The organism is Allokutzneria albata, assembly GCF_900103775.1.
GTDB lineage: Bacteria > Actinomycetota > Actinomycetes > Mycobacteriales > Pseudonocardiaceae > Allokutzneria > Allokutzneria albata.
In genome coordinates this window covers 2,902,440-2,918,465 of sequence record NZ_LT629701.1, presented here as the reverse complement: position 1 = coordinate 2,918,465, position 16,026 = coordinate 2,902,440, and the positions used below count along the sequence as shown (strand labels likewise).

Below are 16,026 nucleotides of genomic sequence, written 5' to 3'. Positions count from 1 at the left end.
CTGGTAACCTGCGCGCCCGCGGAACAGCGAGGAGGAGGCGGCGGTGGGGCTTCGCGAGACCAAGATGGAGCGCACCCGGCAGCTCATCGCCGACACCGCCTTCGAGCTGTTCACCGCCCAGGGTTTCGCCGCGACCACCATGGAGCAGATCGCCGCCGCGGCCGAGGTCGGCCCGCGCACGCTCTACCGCTACTACGCGACCAAGGAAGCGCTGCTGCTGACCTTCGTCGAACAGCGGCTGGACGAAGCACTGGACGTGCTGCGGGCGCAACCCGCCGATATGCCGGTTCCGCAGGCGTTGTACAAACTCCTGGACTATGTGCTGCGCACCGTCGCCGAATCCGGGGATCGCATTATCGCCGTCTACGAGCTAGCCTGGCGCACCCCTTCGGCCAGGGCCCGGCTCTCCGACAACACCTCGCGCTGGCGCGAGGAATTGGCGGCCGAAATCGCGCGGCGAATGGGTGGTCGTTCCGCCGAGCTGGCCGCGACTTTGGCATCCGCCAATACAATGACCGTTATCGAGGTGTCCGTGCGCACCTGGGTGGAGAGCGGGGGCCGGTCGAACATGCGCAGGATCACCCACCGCGCGCTCGACCTGCTCCGCGGCTCCGGGGTGCCGGTAGCCACGCCGTAACCGCCGTTCGCCCACTCGGACCAGCGTGTACCCGCTCGGCCGAGCCGGTGGTCGGCGGGAGGGCACCCGCATGTCCTAACGGTGCGGTCGCTGTCGGTCACCCAGAGCGGAAAGAGGGGCGGCCCGGCCATTCGAACGAGTGGTTGTGCGCCGGACAGCCGTATTGTGACGTGCGTTCTCGAGTCACTGACACGGGTGACTGTACGGCTTTCAAAGTCCGATGCTAACTTCGGACCCGTCAGCGCGTCGTATTTGGCACGCATTCGGTGCTGACGGATTCCCGATTTACGACCCTGCCGGATTTACCCGGCTTCTTTGCCGTGTTCCAGTAATCGAGATTGGTGGTGTCGGTTGTGACCGAGTCGGTGCAGGCGGACCGGGAGGTCGACGGGGCGAGCCGGCAGCTCAGCCTCGGGACGGCCGCGGCGCGGAACCTCGCGACGACGACCAAGTCGGTCCCGCAGATGCAGGGCATCTCCTCGCGCTGGCTGCTGAAGGTGCTGCCGTGGGTGCGGGCCGCTGGTGGTGCCTACCGGGTCAACCGCAGGCTCAGCTACGCGGTCGGGGACGGCCGGGTCACCTTCACCAACACCGGGGCGACCATCCGCGTCATCCCACCCGAGCTCTGCGAGCTGCCACTGCTGCGCGGCTTCGACGACGAGGAGGTGCTCTCCGCCCTCGCGGACCGGTTCGTCCAGCAGGAGTACCAGCCCGGCGATGTGATCGTCGAGTTCGGCAACCGCTCCGACCAGGCGTTCCTGATCGCGCACGGCAAGGTGACCAAGATCGGCACCGGCGAGTACGGCGACGAGACCGTGCTGGGCACCCTCGCCGACGGCGACCACTTCGGCGACGAGACCCTGGCCGCGGAAGGCGACATCTGGGAGTACACGGTCAAGGCCAAGACCGCGTGCACCGTGCTGATGCTGCAGCAGAGCGCCTTCGACCAGATCATGGAGCAGTCCGAGGACCTGCAGGCGCACGTCGCCGCCTTCCGCCAGCGGCTCGGCCAGCCGCACAACGACCACGGCGAGGCGGCCATAGACCTCGCGGCGGGCCAGGAGGGCGAGTACGACCTTCCGAGCACCTTCGTCGACTACGAGCTCAGGCCGCGCGAGTACGAGCTGAGCGTGGCGCAGACGGTGCTGCGGGTGCACTCCCGCGTCGCCGACCTCTACAACGAGCCGATGAACCAGACCGAGCAGCAGTTGCGGCTGACCATCGAGGCCCTGCGCGAGCGCCAGGAGCACGAGCTGGTCAACAACCGCGACTTCGGCCTGCTGCACAACGCCGACCTCAAGCAGCGGATGCACACCCGGACCGGGCCGCCGACGCCGGACGACATGGACGAGCTGCTGGCGACGGTGTGGAAGGACCCCACCGCCTTCCTTGCCCACCCCAAGGCGATCGCCGCGTTCGCCAGGGAGTGCAACAGCCGCGGCCTCTACCCGCACGCGGTTGACCTCGGCGGGCACAAGGTGCCCTCGTGGCGAGGGATCCCGATCCTGCCGTGCAACAAGATCCCGGTGAGCCAGAGCGGCACCTCCTCGATCATGCTGCTGCGCACCGGCGAGGAGAAGCAGGGCGTGATCGGCCTGCACCAGACCGAGATCCCCGACGAGTACGAGCCCGGCCTGTCCGTGCGGTTCATGGGCATCAACGAGAAGGCGATCATCTCCTACCTGGTCAGCACCTACTACTCGGCGGCCGTCCTGGTCCCGGACGCGCTCGGCATCCTGGAGAACGTCGAGCTCGGCCGGTTCAACTGAGCCATCGTCCCCGCCGCCGTCCCCCAAGGCGGCGGGGACTTTCCCATACCCAGCAACGGCTTTGACGGCGCGGACAGAAATCGGTGGTGTTTTTCAGTGACGCAGACGGACATCGGTGCGACACCGCAGGCCCAGCAGCTGAGCCTCGGAACCGCGGCGGCGCGCAACCTCGCGACGACGACCAAGTCGGTCCCGCAGATGCAGGGCATCACGCCGCGGTGGTTGCTGCGGGTGCTGCCGTGGGTGGAGGCGAAGGGCGGCGCCTACCGGGTCAACCGCAGGCTCACCTTCGCGGTCGGCGACGGGCGGTTGTCCTTCAGCAACACCGGTTCCGAGGTCCGCGTGGTGCCGCCGGAGCTGTGCGAGCTGCCGCTGCTGCGCGGCTTCGACGACGCCGAGGTGCTCAACGCCCTGGCCGACCGGTTCCGGCAGCAGGAGTTCGCCCCGGGAGACACCCTGGTCCGCGCCGGTGAGGCCGCCGGCGAGATCTTCCTGCTGGCGCACGGAAAGGTGAACCAGGTCGCGCCCGGCAAGTACGGCGACCCGGTCGTGGTCGGCACCATGATCGACGGCGACCACTTCGGCGACCAGGTGCTCACCGGGGACAGCTCCCCGTGGGCCTACACGGTCAAGGCGGTCACCGCGTGCACCGTGCTCACCCTGTCCGCGCAGGAGTTCGAGCGCCTGGTGTCGCAGTCGGAGTCGTTGCGGGCGCAGGTCGAGCGCTACGTCAACACGCCGAAACGCCCGCAGAACAAGAAGGGTGAGGCTGCGATCGACCTCGCCGCGGGCCAGGAGGGCGAGTACGAGCTGCCCGGCACGTTCGTGGACTACGAGCTGAAGCCGCGCGAGTACGAGCTCAGCGTCGCGCAGACCGTGCTGCGGGTGCACTCGCGGGTGGCGGACCTCTACAACGAGCCGATGAACCAGACCGAGCAGCAGTTGCGGCTCACCGTGGAGGCGCTCAAGGAGCTGCAGGAGCACGAGCTGATCAACAACCGGGAGTTCGGCCTGCTGCACAACGCCGACCTCAAGCAGCGCATCCCCACCCACAGCGGCCCGCCGACCCCGGACGACCTCGACGAGTTGCTGTGCCGCAGGCGCAAGTCGCGGTACTTCCTGGCCCACCCCAAGACGATCGCTGCCTTCGGCAGGGAGTGCAACAAGCGCGGCCTCTACCCGGAGGGCACCGTGGTCGACGGCAGGCAGGTGATGGCATGGCGCGGCGTCCCGATGCTGCCCTGCGACAAGATCCCGATCACCGACACCCGCACCTCGTCGATCATCGTGATGCGCACCGGCGAGGACGACCAGGGCGTGATCGGCCTGCGCCAGACCGGGTTGCCCGACGAGTACGAGCCCGGCGTGTCCGTGCGGTTCACCGGCGTCAACGAGAAGGCGATCATCTCCTACCTGGTCAGCGCCTACTACTCGGCGGCCGTGCTGGTGCCGGACGCCCTCGGGGTGCTGGAAAACGTCGAGATCGGCCACTGAGGACGGGGCGGGCGACGACATGGCCACGGTCGAGGCGATGACCGCGGGCAGGTCGGCACGGGACGTGCTTGCCTGGAGCCGCAACATGGTGGACCCCGCCCTCCGCGCGGTGGTCGAGGCGATGCCGCCGTCGATGGGGCTGATCGCCGGTTACCACTTCGGGTGGTGGGACGAGCACGGGAGACCGACGACCGCGGACGGCGGCAAGGCGCTGCGTCCGGCGCTGGTGCTGCTGTCCGCCGCGGCGGTCACCAGCGACACCTGCGGCGAGTACGAGTGCGTCGAGGCCGCACTCCCGGCCGCGGCGGCCGTCGAGCTGGTGCACAACTTCTCCCTGCTGCACGACGACGTGCTCGACGGGGACCTGACCAGGCGGCACCGGCCGACCGCGAACCGGGTTTTCGGCTCCAACGCGGCGATCCTGGCCGGGGACGCGTTGCTCACCGCGGCGTTCGCGGTGCTCGCGAAGAGCGGGCACGGCGCGGTGCAGCAGGCCATCGGCGTGCTCGCCGCCGCCGTGATGGACCTGATCGACGGGCAGAGCAAGGACCTCTCGTTCGAGGACCGCGCCGACGTCGACCTGGCCGAGTGCGTGGCCATGGCCGAGCGGAAAACGGGCGCCCTGCTGGGATGCGCCGCGCAGCTCGGCGCGTTGTTCGGGGACGGTTCGCCAGAGCGGGTGCGCTCGCTGCGCCGGTTCGGCGACCACCTCGGGCTGGCCTTCCAGCTCTCCGACGACCTGCTCGGGATCTGGGGCGATCCCCGGCGCACCGGCAAGCCCGTGCACTCCGACCTGACCAACGGGAAGAAGTCGCTGCCGGTGGTGGCGGCGTTGAGCTCCGGCACCCCGGCCGCGCGCGAGCTGGCCGGGCTCTACCTCAGGGAGGACCCCCTCACCGAGACCGAGCGGGCCCGCGCCGCCGAGCTGATCGAGCTGGCAGGCGGCCGGGAGTGGACCCGCGACCAGGCCGAGCAGCTGACCAACCGCGCGTTCGCCGAACTCGCCGCGGTCGCTCCTGCGGCGCGTCCCGCGGCGGAACTCCGATCGTTGGGCACACTGGTGGTCACCCGCGACCACTAGGAACACAGCGCGTTCGACGGGCAGTCCCCCCGCCAAGCAGGTGGGGGACTGCCCCGTTCGAGTTCCCGGCCCTGAGGAGTTCGTGTGTCCCACCGCGGCAGGATCGGCGTCGTCCTTGCCCGGACCGGCAGGCTCACCCTGCTCGGCGATCCGCTCGACTACGTCGTGCACCGCTTCCGCGGCCTGTTCCCCGCGCTGGAGTTCGTCACCGCGGACAGCCGGTCCACTGTGGAGGGTGCACGGGCGGCCACGCGGCGGCTGGTCGAGACCGACGGCGTCCGCGTGGTGGTCTGCCTCGGCGGCACGAGCGTGCTCCCGGCGATCACCGAGACCTGCGAGCTGCTGCGGACCCCGTGCGTGTCCACCGCGCTGCCCTGGCAGGTCTACCGCTACGGCAGGGACCGCGACTTCGACTGGACCTACCACTTCTGTTGGGGCCTCGACGACATCGCCGCGACCTTCGCCGACCTGTGGTGTCGCGCGGGGAACTCGGTCGGTCTGCTGTGGAACGACGGGCCCCAGGGGAGGGCGTTGCGCGATCCCGATTTCGGCTTCCTGCCGGTGCGGTCCCACGCGGTGGTCGACGCCGGGGCCTACCGCGAGTCGGAGTCCGACTTCGCCCAGCAGGTCGACGTGTTGCGGTGGTCCGATGTGGACATCGTGACCAGTGCGGCGACCACCGGTGATCTCGTGCGGTTCCTCGCGCGTGCTCGCGAAGCGGGTTTGCGGCCGAACCTCGTGACGTGTTCCCGTTGGCTCGCATACCCGTTCGGCATGGACGATCCCGCGCTGGACCGCGTCGCGACGGTCGTGGCCTGGGCACCGCAGCACCGGTACACGTCCAGTGTGGACGGTACTTCCGCCGTGCGGTTGGGCGAGGACTACCTTCGCGAGACCGGACGGCCGTGGTTGCCGTTGCTCGGCCTCGCGCATGCGTTGCTTGAGGTCGCCGTGCACGCGGTCACCACGGGGGAGGATCGCGACGCCGTCGCCGATGTGCTCGCGAAGACCACTGTGGACACGATCGCGGGTCGCTTGGACTGGACGAGCGGCCCGGTACCGTGCGTAGCGACGCTCCCGCTCGCCGCGGGCCAGTGGCAGAACCGCGTGCTTCGCGTGGTGGACAACGAGAAGGTCCCCGCCGCGGTGCGCGACGGGGACCTCGTGCTCGGTGTCAGGAACTGATCGTGATGGTGAACTTGTAGGACACCGGTGCGGTCGGGTCGAGCAGCGCGCCGCCCTGCTTCGCCGTCTTGGCCTCGCCCCGCGCGTCCTTGTAGGCGCCGGTGCCGCCGATCACCGCCATCGTGGAGTCCTTGAAGCTGCTGGTCGCACCGACCGTGTAGGTGCGCAGGCTGGACAGGTGGATCTCGCCCTTGGCCAGCCGGAAGGCGCTGGTGCAGTGCGAGGTCAGCTCCGGCGGCGCGAGCCTGGCCACCGTGCAGGTGGAGTAGCCCTCGCCGACCTTGGCACCCGCCTCGTCGAACAGTTCGCCGCCACCGAGGAAGGACAGGCCGACGGTGGGCACGGCGGGCAGGCTGAGCACGGACCGCTTCGCGGTCACGATGATCGTCTCGTCGGCCGGTGCCGCCGGGGCCGCGCTCGCGGTGAGCACCGGGAGCATCGCCACGGCCGCGGTGAGGCCGAGCAGTCGTTTCCAGGACATGTGCCTTCTCCTCGAACGGTTTTCCTACGGAAGGGGCAGTGGTTGCCCCATCTGCGACAACGCGATGCGGAACGCCTCAGGGGAGACCGCGGCGGCGCCGGTGAACGGGTGGTCCATGAGGTGGGTGAACAACAGCGAGGCCGATACGAGCATGGCCAGCACGCCCACCATCAACGCGTGCGGCAGGAACCGTTCCGTGCCGAAGAACAGGGCGAAACCGATCAGCAGCGCGCCGCCCACGATCAGCCCGACCCAGAAGAAGCGCGGGATGGACGGCACCGCCTCGTTGAGCCGGTCCCGCCGCGCGCTGCCGATCGTGTTGACCCGCTCGATCATGGCGCTGTAGAGCGCTTCCTGGCGCGCGTCGGTGACCTCGACCTGGACGATCGCCCTGCGCATCTTCTTGGCGACCTCCTCGACCTTGGGGCTGCCCTTGCCCTCGGCGAGCAGGGGCCACTCGTCGACGATGACCGCCCTCGCGTAGGCGACCGCGATGTCCTGGAAAGCCGCCTTGTCCTTGTCGGAGAAGGCCGTCGAGGCGAAGTAGAGCCCGGGCAGGGCGTTCGCCTCCACGTAGGTGTTGGCGCGGGCGGCTCCCAGGTCCTCCCACACCGCGACCACCACGAAGGCGACCAGGATCGCGTAGAACGCGCCGCAGGCCGCGAAGAAGTATCCGGACACCTCGTTGTACTTGGCGCGGGCCTGGAAGGGGACGAGCTTGGTGACGATGTACGCGGCGAGCACACTGACGATCACGGTGCCGCCGACCACCAAGACGCTCTGCAGCAGCAAGAAGGGCCTTTCTTCGGCTCGGCAGGGGATAGCTCGAAGGTAGTTCCAGCGCCGGAGGACCGACCACTACACGAACAGGCGGAGACCGCGGGGAAAAGCAGGGAGAAGATCGCGTAGCGTCAGCGCATGGCCACTTTGGTGTCGTTCCACGCCCACCCGGACGACGAGTGCATCGGGTGCGGCGGTGTCATGCGCAAGGCTCACGAGGAAGGCCACCGCGTCGTGCTGGTGGTGGCGACCCGCGGTGAGCACGGCGAGGTGCCGGACGGCTTCCTCGCCGAGGGCGAGCAGTTGTGGCAGCGCCGCGTCGCCGAGACCCACGCCGCCGCCGAGATCCTGGGCGCCGACCGCGTGGAGTTCCTGGGGTACCAGGACTCCGGTATGATCGGCGAGCCCACCAACGACCTCCCCGGTTCCTTCTGGACCGCCGACGTCGAGGAGGCGGCGCTGCGCCTGGCGACCATCCTCCAGGAGGAGAACGCCGAGGTCCTGACCATCTACGACGACAACGGCGGCTACGGCCACCCCGACCACGTCCAGGTCCACCGCGTCGGCAAGCGGGCCGCCGAGATCGCCGGCACCCCCCGCGTCTACCAGAACACCATGAACCAGGACCACATGCGCCGCGGCATGGCCGCCATGGCCGCCCAGGCGGAGAACGTCGACATGCCGGACGTGGAGGCTGAAGGGCAGTTCGGCAAGCCCGAGTCGGAGATCACCGCGGCCGTCGACGTCACCAAGTACCTGAAGGTGAAGCGAGAGGCGATGCGCGCCCACGCCAGCCAGATCAGCGAGGACTCGTTCTTCCTCGCCATGCCCGACGAGGGTTTCGCCTACGCCTTCGGCACCGAGTGGTTCATCCGCGAGGGCCACGGCCCCGGCATCACCGAGACCGACCTGATGGCGGGCCTGTAGCACCGCACCGGTCCCAGCCCGTCCACCCTTCGCGGGTGGCGGGCGCACCCGTGCCCCTGGAACGGCGCCGGTTCCGCGATCGGCTCCAGCTCTGTCTCGTAGGTTGCCTCTGGGCGTTGTCCACACATGCCGCCCGTCCGGCAAGCCGAGTGGGCCGCCGCTGGACATAGGGGGCGGCGTTACCTGGGGTGCGCGTGCCATGCGCTTTCCCTGCGAGGGCCGGTTCCTGACCGCGTCCGTCCGGCAGGCCTCGGCACGTGCAAGGGCCCCAGGTCGGGCCGACCCCACGCTGGTACCCACGCGACCTGGAAGCCCAGCCCACACCTCACAGATCCCGAAAGATCTCGATCCGAGCCCCCAGCTGGTTCAACCGCGAAGCCAACTGCTCATACCCCCGATTGATCACATAGACGTTCCGCAACACCGACGTCCCCTTCGCCGCCAGCATCGCCAACAACACCACCACCGCCGGTCTCAACGCAGGCGGACAGATCACCTCCGCGGCCGACCACCGCGTCGGCCCTTCCACGTTCACCCGGTGCGCGTCCAACAAGGACACCCGCCCGCCGAGCTTCGTCAGCTCCGTGAAATACAGCGCCCGGTTCTCGTAAACCCAGTCGTGGATCAACGTGGTCCCCTGCGCGGTCGCGCCGATGAGCGCGAAGAACGGCAGGTTGTCGATGTTCAGGCCCGGGAACGGCATCGGGTGGATCTTGTCGTTGGGCGCGCGGAGGCTGCTGGGGCGCACGACGAGGTCGACGAGGCGGGTGCGGCCGTTGGCGGCGGGGTATTCCTCGCCGCGGTCGTAGTCGAGGCCCATCTCCTCCAGGATGGCCAGCTCGATCTCCATGAACTCGATCGGCACCCGGCAGACGGTGATCTCCGAGCCGGTCACGATCGCGGCCGTCACGAGGCTCATCGCCTCGATGGGGTCCTCGGACGGCGCGTAGTCGACGTCGCGGTGGATGCGGGGCAGGCCGTGCACGGTGAGCGTGGTCGTGCCGATGCCCTCGATCCGCACGCCCAGCTCGGTCAGGAAGAAGCACAGGTCCTGCACCATGTAGTTCGGGCTGGCGTTGCGGATCACGGTCACGCCGTCGTGCCCGGCGGCGGCCATCAGCGCGTTCTCCGTCACGGTGTCGCCGCGTTCGGTCAGCACGATCGCGCGGGTAGGGCGGCGGGAACGGTCGACGCGGGCGCGGTAGCTGCCGGATGCGGCCTTGACTTCGAGGCCGAAGGGGCGCAGTGCGGTCATGTGCGGTTCGACCGTGCGGGTGCCGAGCGCGCAGCCGCCCGCGTACGGCAGCTCGAACTCGTCCTCGTGGTGCATCAACGGCCCGAGGAACATGATGATGCTCCTGGTCCGGCGCGCCGCGGCCACGTCCATGCCCGCCAGGTCGAGCTTTGCGGGCGGAATGATCTCCAGGTCGTTGTCCTCGTTCAGCCACCGCGTGCGCACGCCGATGCTGGCGAGGACTTCGAGGAGCCTGCTGACCTCCTCGATCCGCGCGACCTTGCGCAGCGTGGTCTTCCCGGAGTTCAGCAGCGCCGCGCACAGCAGCGCGACCCCGGCGTTCTTGCTGGTCTTCACGGTGATGCTGCCGGAGAGCGACCGTCCGCCCTCGACGCGCAGGTGCATCGGCCCGGACCGGCCGAGCGTGACGATCTCCGAGTCCAGTGCCGCTCCGATCCTGGTCAGCATCTCCAGGCTCAGGTTCTGGTTGCCCTGCTCGATCCGGTGCACCGCGCTCTGGCTGCTGCCGAGCGCCTCGGCGAGCTGTGCCTGCGTCCAGCCCCGGTGCTTGCGGGAGTCCCGGACGAGTCGGCCGATCTGGCGCAGGTAGGCGGAGAGCTGTTCGGAGCTGTCAGGCATGGCACCGACGCTATCTCATATCTGACATAGAGACAGTGCCCACCCCGGCGCAGATCCAGGTTCTATGACTCAAACCGCCACTTCGGATGCTTCCAGTGACGTACGACCCGGAAAATGGGTCACTTATGACCCAAAAACAGGCATGAGTGGTACGTTTCAGGTATGGGAAAACCTGAGACAGGCGTCAGGGCGCGCACGAAGCGGGCGATCCTGGCCGCGGCCGCCATGACGCTGGCCAGGGACCGGGCGGCGACGCTCGCCGACATCGCGGCCGCGGCGGAGGTGGGCCGCAGCACCGTGCAGCGCTACTTCGCCGAGCGGGAAGACCTGGTCAAGGCGGTCACGGAGGATTCGCTGCGAGTGCTCGGGGAGGCGACCGAGGAAGCCGGCATCGGCCGAGGCGAGCCGGGGGAGGCGATGCGCAGGCTGGTCGCGGCGATGCTCAGCGTCGCCGAGCGGGTCCTGTACCTCTACGGCGACGCCGAGATCCTGGACAGCATCGGCGGCGTGGACCAGGACGACGAGGGCAGCCGGGCGGTGCGAGCGCTCATCGAGCGCGGTCAGGCCGACGGGACCTTCGACGCGGGCGCCGATCCCTGGTGGATCGAGTCCGTGCTGTGGTCGCTGGTCTACAGCGCCTGCGACGCGGTCAGCCGGGGCCGGATGCCCCGTCACGGTGCGGCCGCGACCGTCATCCGCACCTTGGAGCAGGGCATCTCAGGGGGAGGACGACGATGAAGGTCCTGGTGACCGGTGCGACCGGCAATGTCGGCCGGATCGTGGTCGAACAGCTTGTCCGACAAGGGATTTCGGTGCGTGCGCTGACCAGGGACCCGGCCGCCGCGCAGTTCCCGGAGGGCGTCGAGGTCGTGCGGGGTGACCTCGCCGACCCGGCGTCGGTGCCGCTCGACGGCGTCGAGCGCGTGTACCTGTTCCCGGTCCCCGCAACCGCCGAGGCGGTCGTCGCCCGCGCGGTCGGGGCAGGGGTCCAGCGGATCGTCACCCTGTCCTCCGGCGCGGTGACCTTCGGTCACGACACCACCTACCACCTGCCGGTCGAACAGGCGGTGGAAGCCTCCGGCCTCCAGTGGACCCACGTCCGGCCCGGGGAGTTCGCGATCAACAAGCTCCGGCTCTGGGGGCCGTCGATCCGCGGCGAGGGCGTGGTGCGCGACCCGAACCCGGACCTGGCCTGGTTCCCGACGCACGAGCGCGACATCGCCGAGGTCGCGGTCGCCGCCCTGACCGAGGACGGGCACGCGGGACAGGCCTACGACGTCAACGGGCCGGAGCAGATCACCCACCGCGACCAGGTGCGGGCCATCGCCGACGCCATCGGCCGCGAGATCCGGTTCGAGGTGGTCAGCCGCGAGCGCGCCCGCGAGCTGTACCTCGCCCAGGGCGGATTCGCCGCCGACAACGCGGACTTCCTCCTCGGCTACGAGTCCTACGACGGCGAGGACCAGGAGAAGCCCGATCCCGAGTGGGCCGACCAGGAGTGGACGATCTCCACCGCCGAGCCGGTCATCGGACGCGCGCGCACGTTCGCGGAGTGGGCGCGCGACCACGCGGGCGACTTCCGCTGACCCCGCCAGGACTGAAGCCGTCAGAGCGCTTGTACTGCACGAGGTATGAGGCAGGCACGCGGACACCGCCCCCGTTGAACCGGCGGCTTCGCGTCCCGGTCGACGACCTGGGTGCCCGGACCGGGCTGCGGGTAGACCGGTGCGGCGGTCACCAGGGTGAGCGCGGCGACGACGGCGGTCAGGAGAGCGGGCACCTCGGTGACCTCCTGGCTCGGCGGCGGCGCGGGACAGGGGGAGAGAGCGGTCCCATTGACCGGGCGCCGAGCACCAGGAGTCAATATTTGGGCGGAAACTGTCCGGAAATGACCAGACCCGATCAAGCCTTGGCCACGTGCACGTCCACGCCCAGCCTGCGCAGCGCGGCGATCTCCTCCGCGTCCGCCGCCGAGTCCGTGACCAGGTGCGCGATCCCCTCCGGCGGGACCGTCTGCACCATCGTGTCCACGCCCAGCTTGGTGTGGTCGGCGAGCACGACCACCTCGGCCGCGGTCGCCGCCATCGCGCGGTCCATCGCGGCCACCGCCACGTTCGGCGTGGACAGCCCGCGCGCCGCGGTCAGGCCGTTGCCGGACAGGAACGCGCGCTGCATCCGGAGCCCGCTGATCGACTCCTCGGCGACCGCCCCGACGAGCGCGAAGATCGAGCCGCGCAGCGTGCCGCCCGGCATCAGCACCTCGACCCCGCGCGAGCGCGCGAACGCCTGCGCCACGAGCAGCGAGTTGGTCAGCACGGTCAGGTTGGACAGCCGGGCCAGCCGCCGCGCCAGCGCCTGCGTCGTGGTGCCCGCGCCGAGCACGATCGCATCGCCCGGCGCGACCAGCTCGGCGGCGGCGTTGGCGATCGCGGCCTTCTCCGCACTCGCGACCTGCGTCTTCTCCGTGTAGCTCGGCTCGTAGGAGGGCGCCTCGTTGGCCACCGCCCCGCCGTGCCTGCGGGCCAGCAGGCCCTCCGCCTCCAGTCTGCGCAGGTCCCGCCGCACCGTCACCTCGCTGGCCTGGACGATCCTGGCCAGCTCGCGCAGCGAGACCATCCCGTTGGCGCGGACCAGTTCCAGCACGGCCTGACGCCGTTCGGCAGCGAACATGCAATCGACAGTAAACGATCAGAAACGATCAGGCGGCCTCGAAGGATCTCTTCGAGAGACCGATCAGGTAACCGTCGATGGTGGTCCGGACCGGCGCGTCCGGCCGCTCGCCCGCGCCGAGGGTGACGAACAGCGGAACGTAGTGCTCCACCGTGGGGTGCGCGTAGGGCATCCCAGGGGCCTTGTTCCGGAAGTCCGCGAGGGTGTCCACATCGCCCCGGTCCAGGGCGTCCGCCGCCCAGGCGTCGAAGTCCGAGGACCAGCCGGGGACCGCGTTCGTGGCCATGATCTCGCGGGTCAGGTACGGCAGGCCGTGGGTCATGAAGCCGGAGCCGATCACCAGGGTGCCCTCCGCGCGCAGCGACCTCAGCCGCTTTCCCAGCTCCAGCAACCTTTCCGGGTCGTGGGTCGGCATGCTCAGCTGGAGCACCGGGATGTCGCCGAGCGGGTACATCACCTTCAGCGGCACCCACGCCCCGTGGTCGAGGCCGCGGCGGGCGTGCCGGTGCACGGGCTCGTTGTCCGGCATGGCCGCCGTGACCCGCCGGGACAGCTCGGTGGCGTCCGGCGTCGCGTAGGTCATCTCGAAGTAGCGCCGGGCGAACCCGCTGAAGTCGTAGACCAGGGGAGTGTGCGCGCCGGCGGAGCTCAGGCTCAGCGGCGCCGCCTCCCAGTGCGCGCTGACGATCAGGATGTTCTTCGGCTTGGGCAGGCTCTGCGCCCAGGCGAAGAGCTGGTCGATCCACAGCTCGTCGTCGAAGAGCGGGGGAGCGCCGTGCCCGAGGTAGATCGAGGGCAGCGGGCCGTCGGCGGGCGTCCACTCGCGCTGGGCGCGGGCCAGGGGGAGGGCCTTCGGCAGGAAGCGGTCGAACGCGGCCGCGGGCGCGGTCACCGAAGACCCGCTTGCGAGGTCGAGCTTGTCACAGCGTGCTCCTCATTGTCGTTCAACTTTCAACAATGACGGTAGCGCTGCATAGTTGAGAGTTCAAGTGTCACCGGTACGATGGCCGCCATGACCGAGGACGTGCGCTGGCTCACCGACGCCGAGCAACGGGCGTGGCGGGCCTACCTCAGGGCCAACCGGATGCTCTGGTCCGCGCTGGACCAGCAGCTGCAGCGGGACTCGGGGCTGCCGCACGCCTACTACCTGGTCCTGGTGGCGCTGTCGGAGTGCCCGGACCGGACCTCGCCGATGAGCGAGCTGGCCACGCTGGCGGGGACCTCGCCGAGCGCGCTCTCGCACGCGGTCGGCAGACTGGAGGCGCAGGGCTGGGTGAGCCGCTGCCGCGACACCGGCAACGGGCGGATCGTGCGGGCGAGGCTCACCGACGCGGGGTTCGCCGCGCTGGCCGGCGCCGCTCCAGGTCACGTGGGGGAGGTGCGCCGGATGATCTTCGACCGGCTCCGCCCCGAGCAGGTCGCGCAGCTGGCCGAGATCTGCTCGGCGATCGCGGGCGAGGGGCCGGCCTGGCCGTGACGAGGCGGCACATTTCGGCCCGGGCCGGGTGCCGAATTAGCCGGGCTGATAAGACCGGATTAGTGCGAGGATACTCCCCGAGTGCGATATCATCACTCGTTCATCGCAATTACGCGAATTCTCTGCGGAGTTAGCTCAGGTCACCACTGGTCTTGCCGGGTTGCTGGAACAGCAGCGGGGCGACACTGGAGGCGGCCTTCGGCTGCTCGGCGGGCTGCTGCTCGATCCGCCGCTCGACGACCTCGGCCTCGGTGCGCGGCGTGGGCGCCTTCGCCTTGGCCTTGGCGGGCACGGCGGCCTTGTCGCTGAGCGCGGTGCGGGCCGCGTTGATCCAGATCCGCTGCATGTGCTCGTCCCGGCTGCCCTTGATGGTGGTCAGCAGACCGGAGAGGGCGCCGCGCAGCTTCGCGGTCAGTGCCGGGTCCTTGCGGATGTAGCGCCACACGGGGTGGTCCACCGGCAGCCGGGCACTGGCGAGCCGCTGTGCCTGGATGCGGAGTTCGGCCGCGGGGAGGTCGGTCCACGCCGCGACGGTCTCGGCATCGAAAGTCATGGGCGAAGTCTTTCAGTTCCGGTGTGGCGACGGCCGACACCCCGCTTTATCCCCGGCCGCGTCGAACGGGTGGGAAAAGCGTATGAGTGCAATCGCCTTGGCAGGACGATCGAGGAGGAAATTGATGCATTCGTTATTGGAGCTGTACGGAAGCTCGACCGGTCTCTCGGGCGCAGTGTAGCGGAAAGCCGGACCCATTCGTCAGCACCATCGGCGTGCCCCGCACCTCCCGCGCGGTCAGCGCGGCATCCGGCGCCAGACGGCCCTGGGCAGCAGCCGCAGCACCGCGAACAGCGGGCGCAGCGTCGCGGGCACCCACACCTCGCGCTTGCCCCTGCGCAACGCGCGCACGGTGGCCTCGGCCACCTGGTCCGGGGTGCTGGACAGCGGGGCCGGGGTCATCCCCTCGGTCATCCTGCCGATCACGAAACCGGGCCGGACCAGCAGCAGGCGCACGCCGCTGCCGACGAGCGCGTCGGCGAGGCCGCTGGCGAACCCGTCCAGTCCCGCCTTGGCCGAGCCGTAGACGTAGTTCGCCCGCCGCACCCGGACCCCGGCCACCGAGGAGAACACCACGATGGCGCCCCGGCCCTGCTCGCGCAGCTGCCTGGCCAGCAGCGTCAGGATGCTGACGTGCGCGACGTAGTCGGTGTGCACGATGGACACGGCGTGCGCGGCGTCGGACTCGGCCCGCTTCTGGTCGCCGAGGATGCCGAAGGCGGTGATCACCACGTCGATCGGGCCGTGCCGCTCGACGATCTTGCGCAGGAAGGCCTCGTGGTCCTCGACGATGTCGGCGTTGAACTCCGCCCGCTCCACCGTGGCGCCCGCGACGCGCAGCACCGACTCCTGGGAGTCCAGGTCGGAGCTGCGTCTGGCGGCGAGGATGACCGTGCTGTCCGGGCCCACCAGGCGGACGGCGACGGCGAGGCCGATCTCGCTGCGCCCACCGAGAAGCAGAATCGTTCCGGCGTGTCCGGTGCCGCTCAACGCGGGTCCCTTCTGTTCGTGCGCGGGGCCTGCGCCCCCAGGGGAGGGCAACTATAGAGGGGCGGCCGGGGGTGGTTGATCTTCGGTTGCGAACGGGCGTCGGGTCCGC

At 69.8% G+C, this 16,026-nt stretch carries 17 protein-coding genes; 9 read left to right on the top strand and 8 right to left on the bottom strand.

Going from position 1 to position 16,026, the window contains the following annotated elements; genetic code table 11:
- Positions 1–43 precede the first annotated feature (43 nt).
- The 5 genes from BLT28_RS13035 to BLT28_RS13015 all read left to right on the top strand — a co-directional run bounded on the left by BLT28_RS13035 (position 44) and on the right by BLT28_RS13015 (position 6,166).
- Entirely contained in the window at positions 44–637 is a 594-nt protein-coding gene (locus BLT28_RS13035; protein ID WP_030431756.1) for a TetR/AcrR family transcriptional regulator, read from the top strand.
- 353 nt (positions 638–990) lie between these two features.
- Positions 991–2,406 carry a family 2B encapsulin nanocompartment shell protein gene (locus BLT28_RS13030; protein ID WP_030431755.1) on the top strand — a complete coding sequence of 472 codons (1,416 nt, stop codon included), beginning with the start codon at positions 991–993 and terminating at the stop codon, positions 2,404–2,406.
- A gap of 96 nt (positions 2,407–2,502) precedes the next feature.
- On the top strand, positions 2,503–3,900 hold the full coding sequence (locus BLT28_RS13025) for a family 2B encapsulin nanocompartment shell protein (RefSeq protein ID WP_043813057.1): 1,398 nt from the start codon (positions 2,503–2,505) through the stop codon (positions 3,898–3,900).
- A gap of 19 nt (positions 3,901–3,919) precedes the next feature.
- Positions 3,920–4,981 (top strand): family 2 encapsulin nanocompartment cargo protein polyprenyl transferase, encoded by a 1,062-nt coding sequence (locus tag BLT28_RS13020; protein WP_030431753.1) that lies wholly within the window; start codon positions 3,920–3,922, stop codon positions 4,979–4,981.
- An 84-nt stretch (positions 4,982–5,065) separates the two neighbouring features.
- The gene (locus BLT28_RS13015) at positions 5,066–6,166 is read left to right on the top strand and encodes an ABC transporter substrate-binding protein (protein WP_052407771.1); all 1,101 of its coding nucleotides are present in this window, start codon (positions 5,066–5,068) and stop codon (positions 6,164–6,166) included.
- On the opposite strand, the gene BLT28_RS13010 is transcribed toward BLT28_RS13015, so the two are convergent.
- Both BLT28_RS13010 and BLT28_RS13005 read right to left on the bottom strand, forming a co-directional pair.
- Positions 6,156–6,647 carry an allene oxide cyclase barrel-like domain-containing protein gene (locus BLT28_RS13010; protein WP_030431751.1) on the bottom strand — a complete coding sequence of 164 codons (492 nt, stop codon included), beginning with the start codon at positions 6,645–6,647 and terminating at the stop codon, positions 6,156–6,158. The two genes, BLT28_RS13015 and BLT28_RS13010, sit on opposite strands and share 11 nt — an antisense overlap.
- A gap of 24 nt (positions 6,648–6,671) precedes the next feature.
- Positions 6,672–7,439 (bottom strand): bestrophin-like domain, encoded by a 768-nt coding sequence (locus tag BLT28_RS13005; protein WP_030431750.1) that lies wholly within the window; start codon positions 7,437–7,439, stop codon positions 6,672–6,674.
- Between the two features lie 126 nt (positions 7,440–7,565).
- On the opposite strand from BLT28_RS13005, the gene BLT28_RS13000 reads away from it, so the two are divergent.
- Positions 7,566–8,354 carry a PIG-L family deacetylase gene (locus BLT28_RS13000; RefSeq protein ID WP_030431749.1) on the top strand — a complete coding sequence of 263 codons (789 nt, stop codon included), beginning with the start codon at positions 7,566–7,568 and terminating at the stop codon, positions 8,352–8,354.
- 325 nt (positions 8,355–8,679) lie between these two features.
- Here BLT28_RS13000 and BLT28_RS12995 read toward each other — a convergent pair whose 3' ends face one another.
- Positions 8,680–10,227, bottom strand: coding sequence for a helix-turn-helix domain-containing protein (locus BLT28_RS12995; protein ID WP_030431748.1), 1,548 nt, complete (start codon positions 10,225–10,227; stop codon positions 8,680–8,682).
- 162 nt (positions 10,228–10,389) lie between these two features.
- Here BLT28_RS12995 and BLT28_RS12990 point away from each other — a divergent pair, with 162 nt between their 5' ends.
- Positions 10,390–10,965, top strand: coding sequence for a TetR/AcrR family transcriptional regulator (locus BLT28_RS12990; RefSeq protein ID WP_030431747.1), 576 nt, complete (start codon positions 10,390–10,392; stop codon positions 10,963–10,965).
- Positions 10,962–11,813 carry an SDR family oxidoreductase gene (locus BLT28_RS12985; protein WP_030431746.1) on the top strand — a complete coding sequence of 284 codons (852 nt, stop codon included), beginning with the start codon at positions 10,962–10,964 and terminating at the stop codon, positions 11,811–11,813. The genes BLT28_RS12990 and BLT28_RS12985 overlap by 4 nt, the downstream gene beginning before the upstream one ends.
- 20 nt (positions 11,814–11,833) lie before the next feature.
- On the opposite strand, the gene BLT28_RS40085 is transcribed toward BLT28_RS12985, so the two are convergent.
- The 3 genes from BLT28_RS40085 to BLT28_RS12975 all read right to left on the bottom strand — a co-directional run bounded on the left by BLT28_RS40085 (position 11,834) and on the right by BLT28_RS12975 (position 13,789).
- A complete protein-coding gene (locus tag BLT28_RS40085; RefSeq protein ID WP_156051336.1) occupies positions 11,834–12,007 on the bottom strand; it encodes a hypothetical protein in 174 nt (57 codons plus the stop codon).
- 122 nt (positions 12,008–12,129) lie between these two features.
- Positions 12,130–12,897 carry a DeoR/GlpR family DNA-binding transcription regulator gene (locus tag BLT28_RS12980; protein ID WP_043813053.1) on the bottom strand — a complete coding sequence of 256 codons (768 nt, stop codon included), beginning with the start codon at positions 12,895–12,897 and terminating at the stop codon, positions 12,130–12,132.
- Positions 12,898–12,925: 28 nt separating this feature from the next.
- Entirely contained in the window at positions 12,926–13,789 is an 864-nt protein-coding gene (locus tag BLT28_RS12975) for a dioxygenase family protein (RefSeq protein ID WP_030431744.1), read from the bottom strand.
- Between the two features lie 120 nt (positions 13,790–13,909).
- On the opposite strand from BLT28_RS12975, the gene BLT28_RS12970 reads away from it, so the two are divergent.
- Positions 13,910–14,374, top strand: a complete 465-nt coding sequence (locus BLT28_RS12970) for a MarR family winged helix-turn-helix transcriptional regulator (protein ID WP_043813084.1) — start codon at positions 13,910–13,912, stop codon at positions 14,372–14,374.
- A gap of 130 nt (positions 14,375–14,504) precedes the next feature.
- Here BLT28_RS12970 and BLT28_RS12965 read toward each other — a convergent pair whose 3' ends face one another.
- On the bottom strand, positions 14,505–14,927 hold the full coding sequence (locus BLT28_RS12965; protein WP_030431742.1) for a hypothetical protein: 423 nt from the start codon (positions 14,925–14,927) through the stop codon (positions 14,505–14,507).
- 237 nt (positions 14,928–15,164) lie between these two features.
- Positions 15,165–15,917 (bottom strand): SDR family NAD(P)-dependent oxidoreductase, encoded by a 753-nt coding sequence (locus BLT28_RS12960; RefSeq protein WP_231950774.1) that lies wholly within the window; start codon positions 15,915–15,917, stop codon positions 15,165–15,167.
- Positions 15,918–16,026: the final 109 nt, after the last annotated feature.

Excerpts from the sequence above, each read along its gene's own strand:
- BLT28_RS13020 (WP_030431753.1), top strand. The coding sequence starts at position 3,920 with ATGGCCACGGTCGAGGCGATGACCGCGGGCAGGTCGGCACGGGACGTG.
- BLT28_RS13010 (WP_030431751.1), bottom strand. The coding sequence starts at position 6,647 with ATGTCCTGGAAACGACTGCTCGGCCTCACCGCGGCCGTGGCGATGCTC.
- BLT28_RS13000 (WP_030431749.1), top strand. The coding sequence starts at position 7,566 with ATGGCCACTTTGGTGTCGTTCCACGCCCACCCGGACGACGAGTGCATC.
- BLT28_RS12995 (WP_030431748.1), bottom strand. The coding sequence starts at position 10,227 with ATGCCTGACAGCTCCGAACAGCTCTCCGCCTACCTGCGCCAGATCGGC.
- BLT28_RS12990 (WP_030431747.1), top strand. The coding sequence starts at position 10,390 with ATGGGAAAACCTGAGACAGGCGTCAGGGCGCGCACGAAGCGGGCGATC.
- BLT28_RS12985 (WP_030431746.1), top strand. The coding sequence starts at position 10,962 with ATGAAGGTCCTGGTGACCGGTGCGACCGGCAATGTCGGCCGGATCGTG.
- BLT28_RS12980 (WP_043813053.1), bottom strand. The coding sequence starts at position 12,897 with ATGTTCGCTGCCGAACGGCGTCAGGCCGTGCTGGAACTGGTCCGCGCC.
- BLT28_RS12970 (WP_043813084.1), top strand. The coding sequence starts at position 13,910 with ATGACCGAGGACGTGCGCTGGCTCACCGACGCCGAGCAACGGGCGTGG.
- BLT28_RS12965 (WP_030431742.1), bottom strand. The coding sequence starts at position 14,927 with ATGACTTTCGATGCCGAGACCGTCGCGGCGTGGACCGACCTCCCCGCG.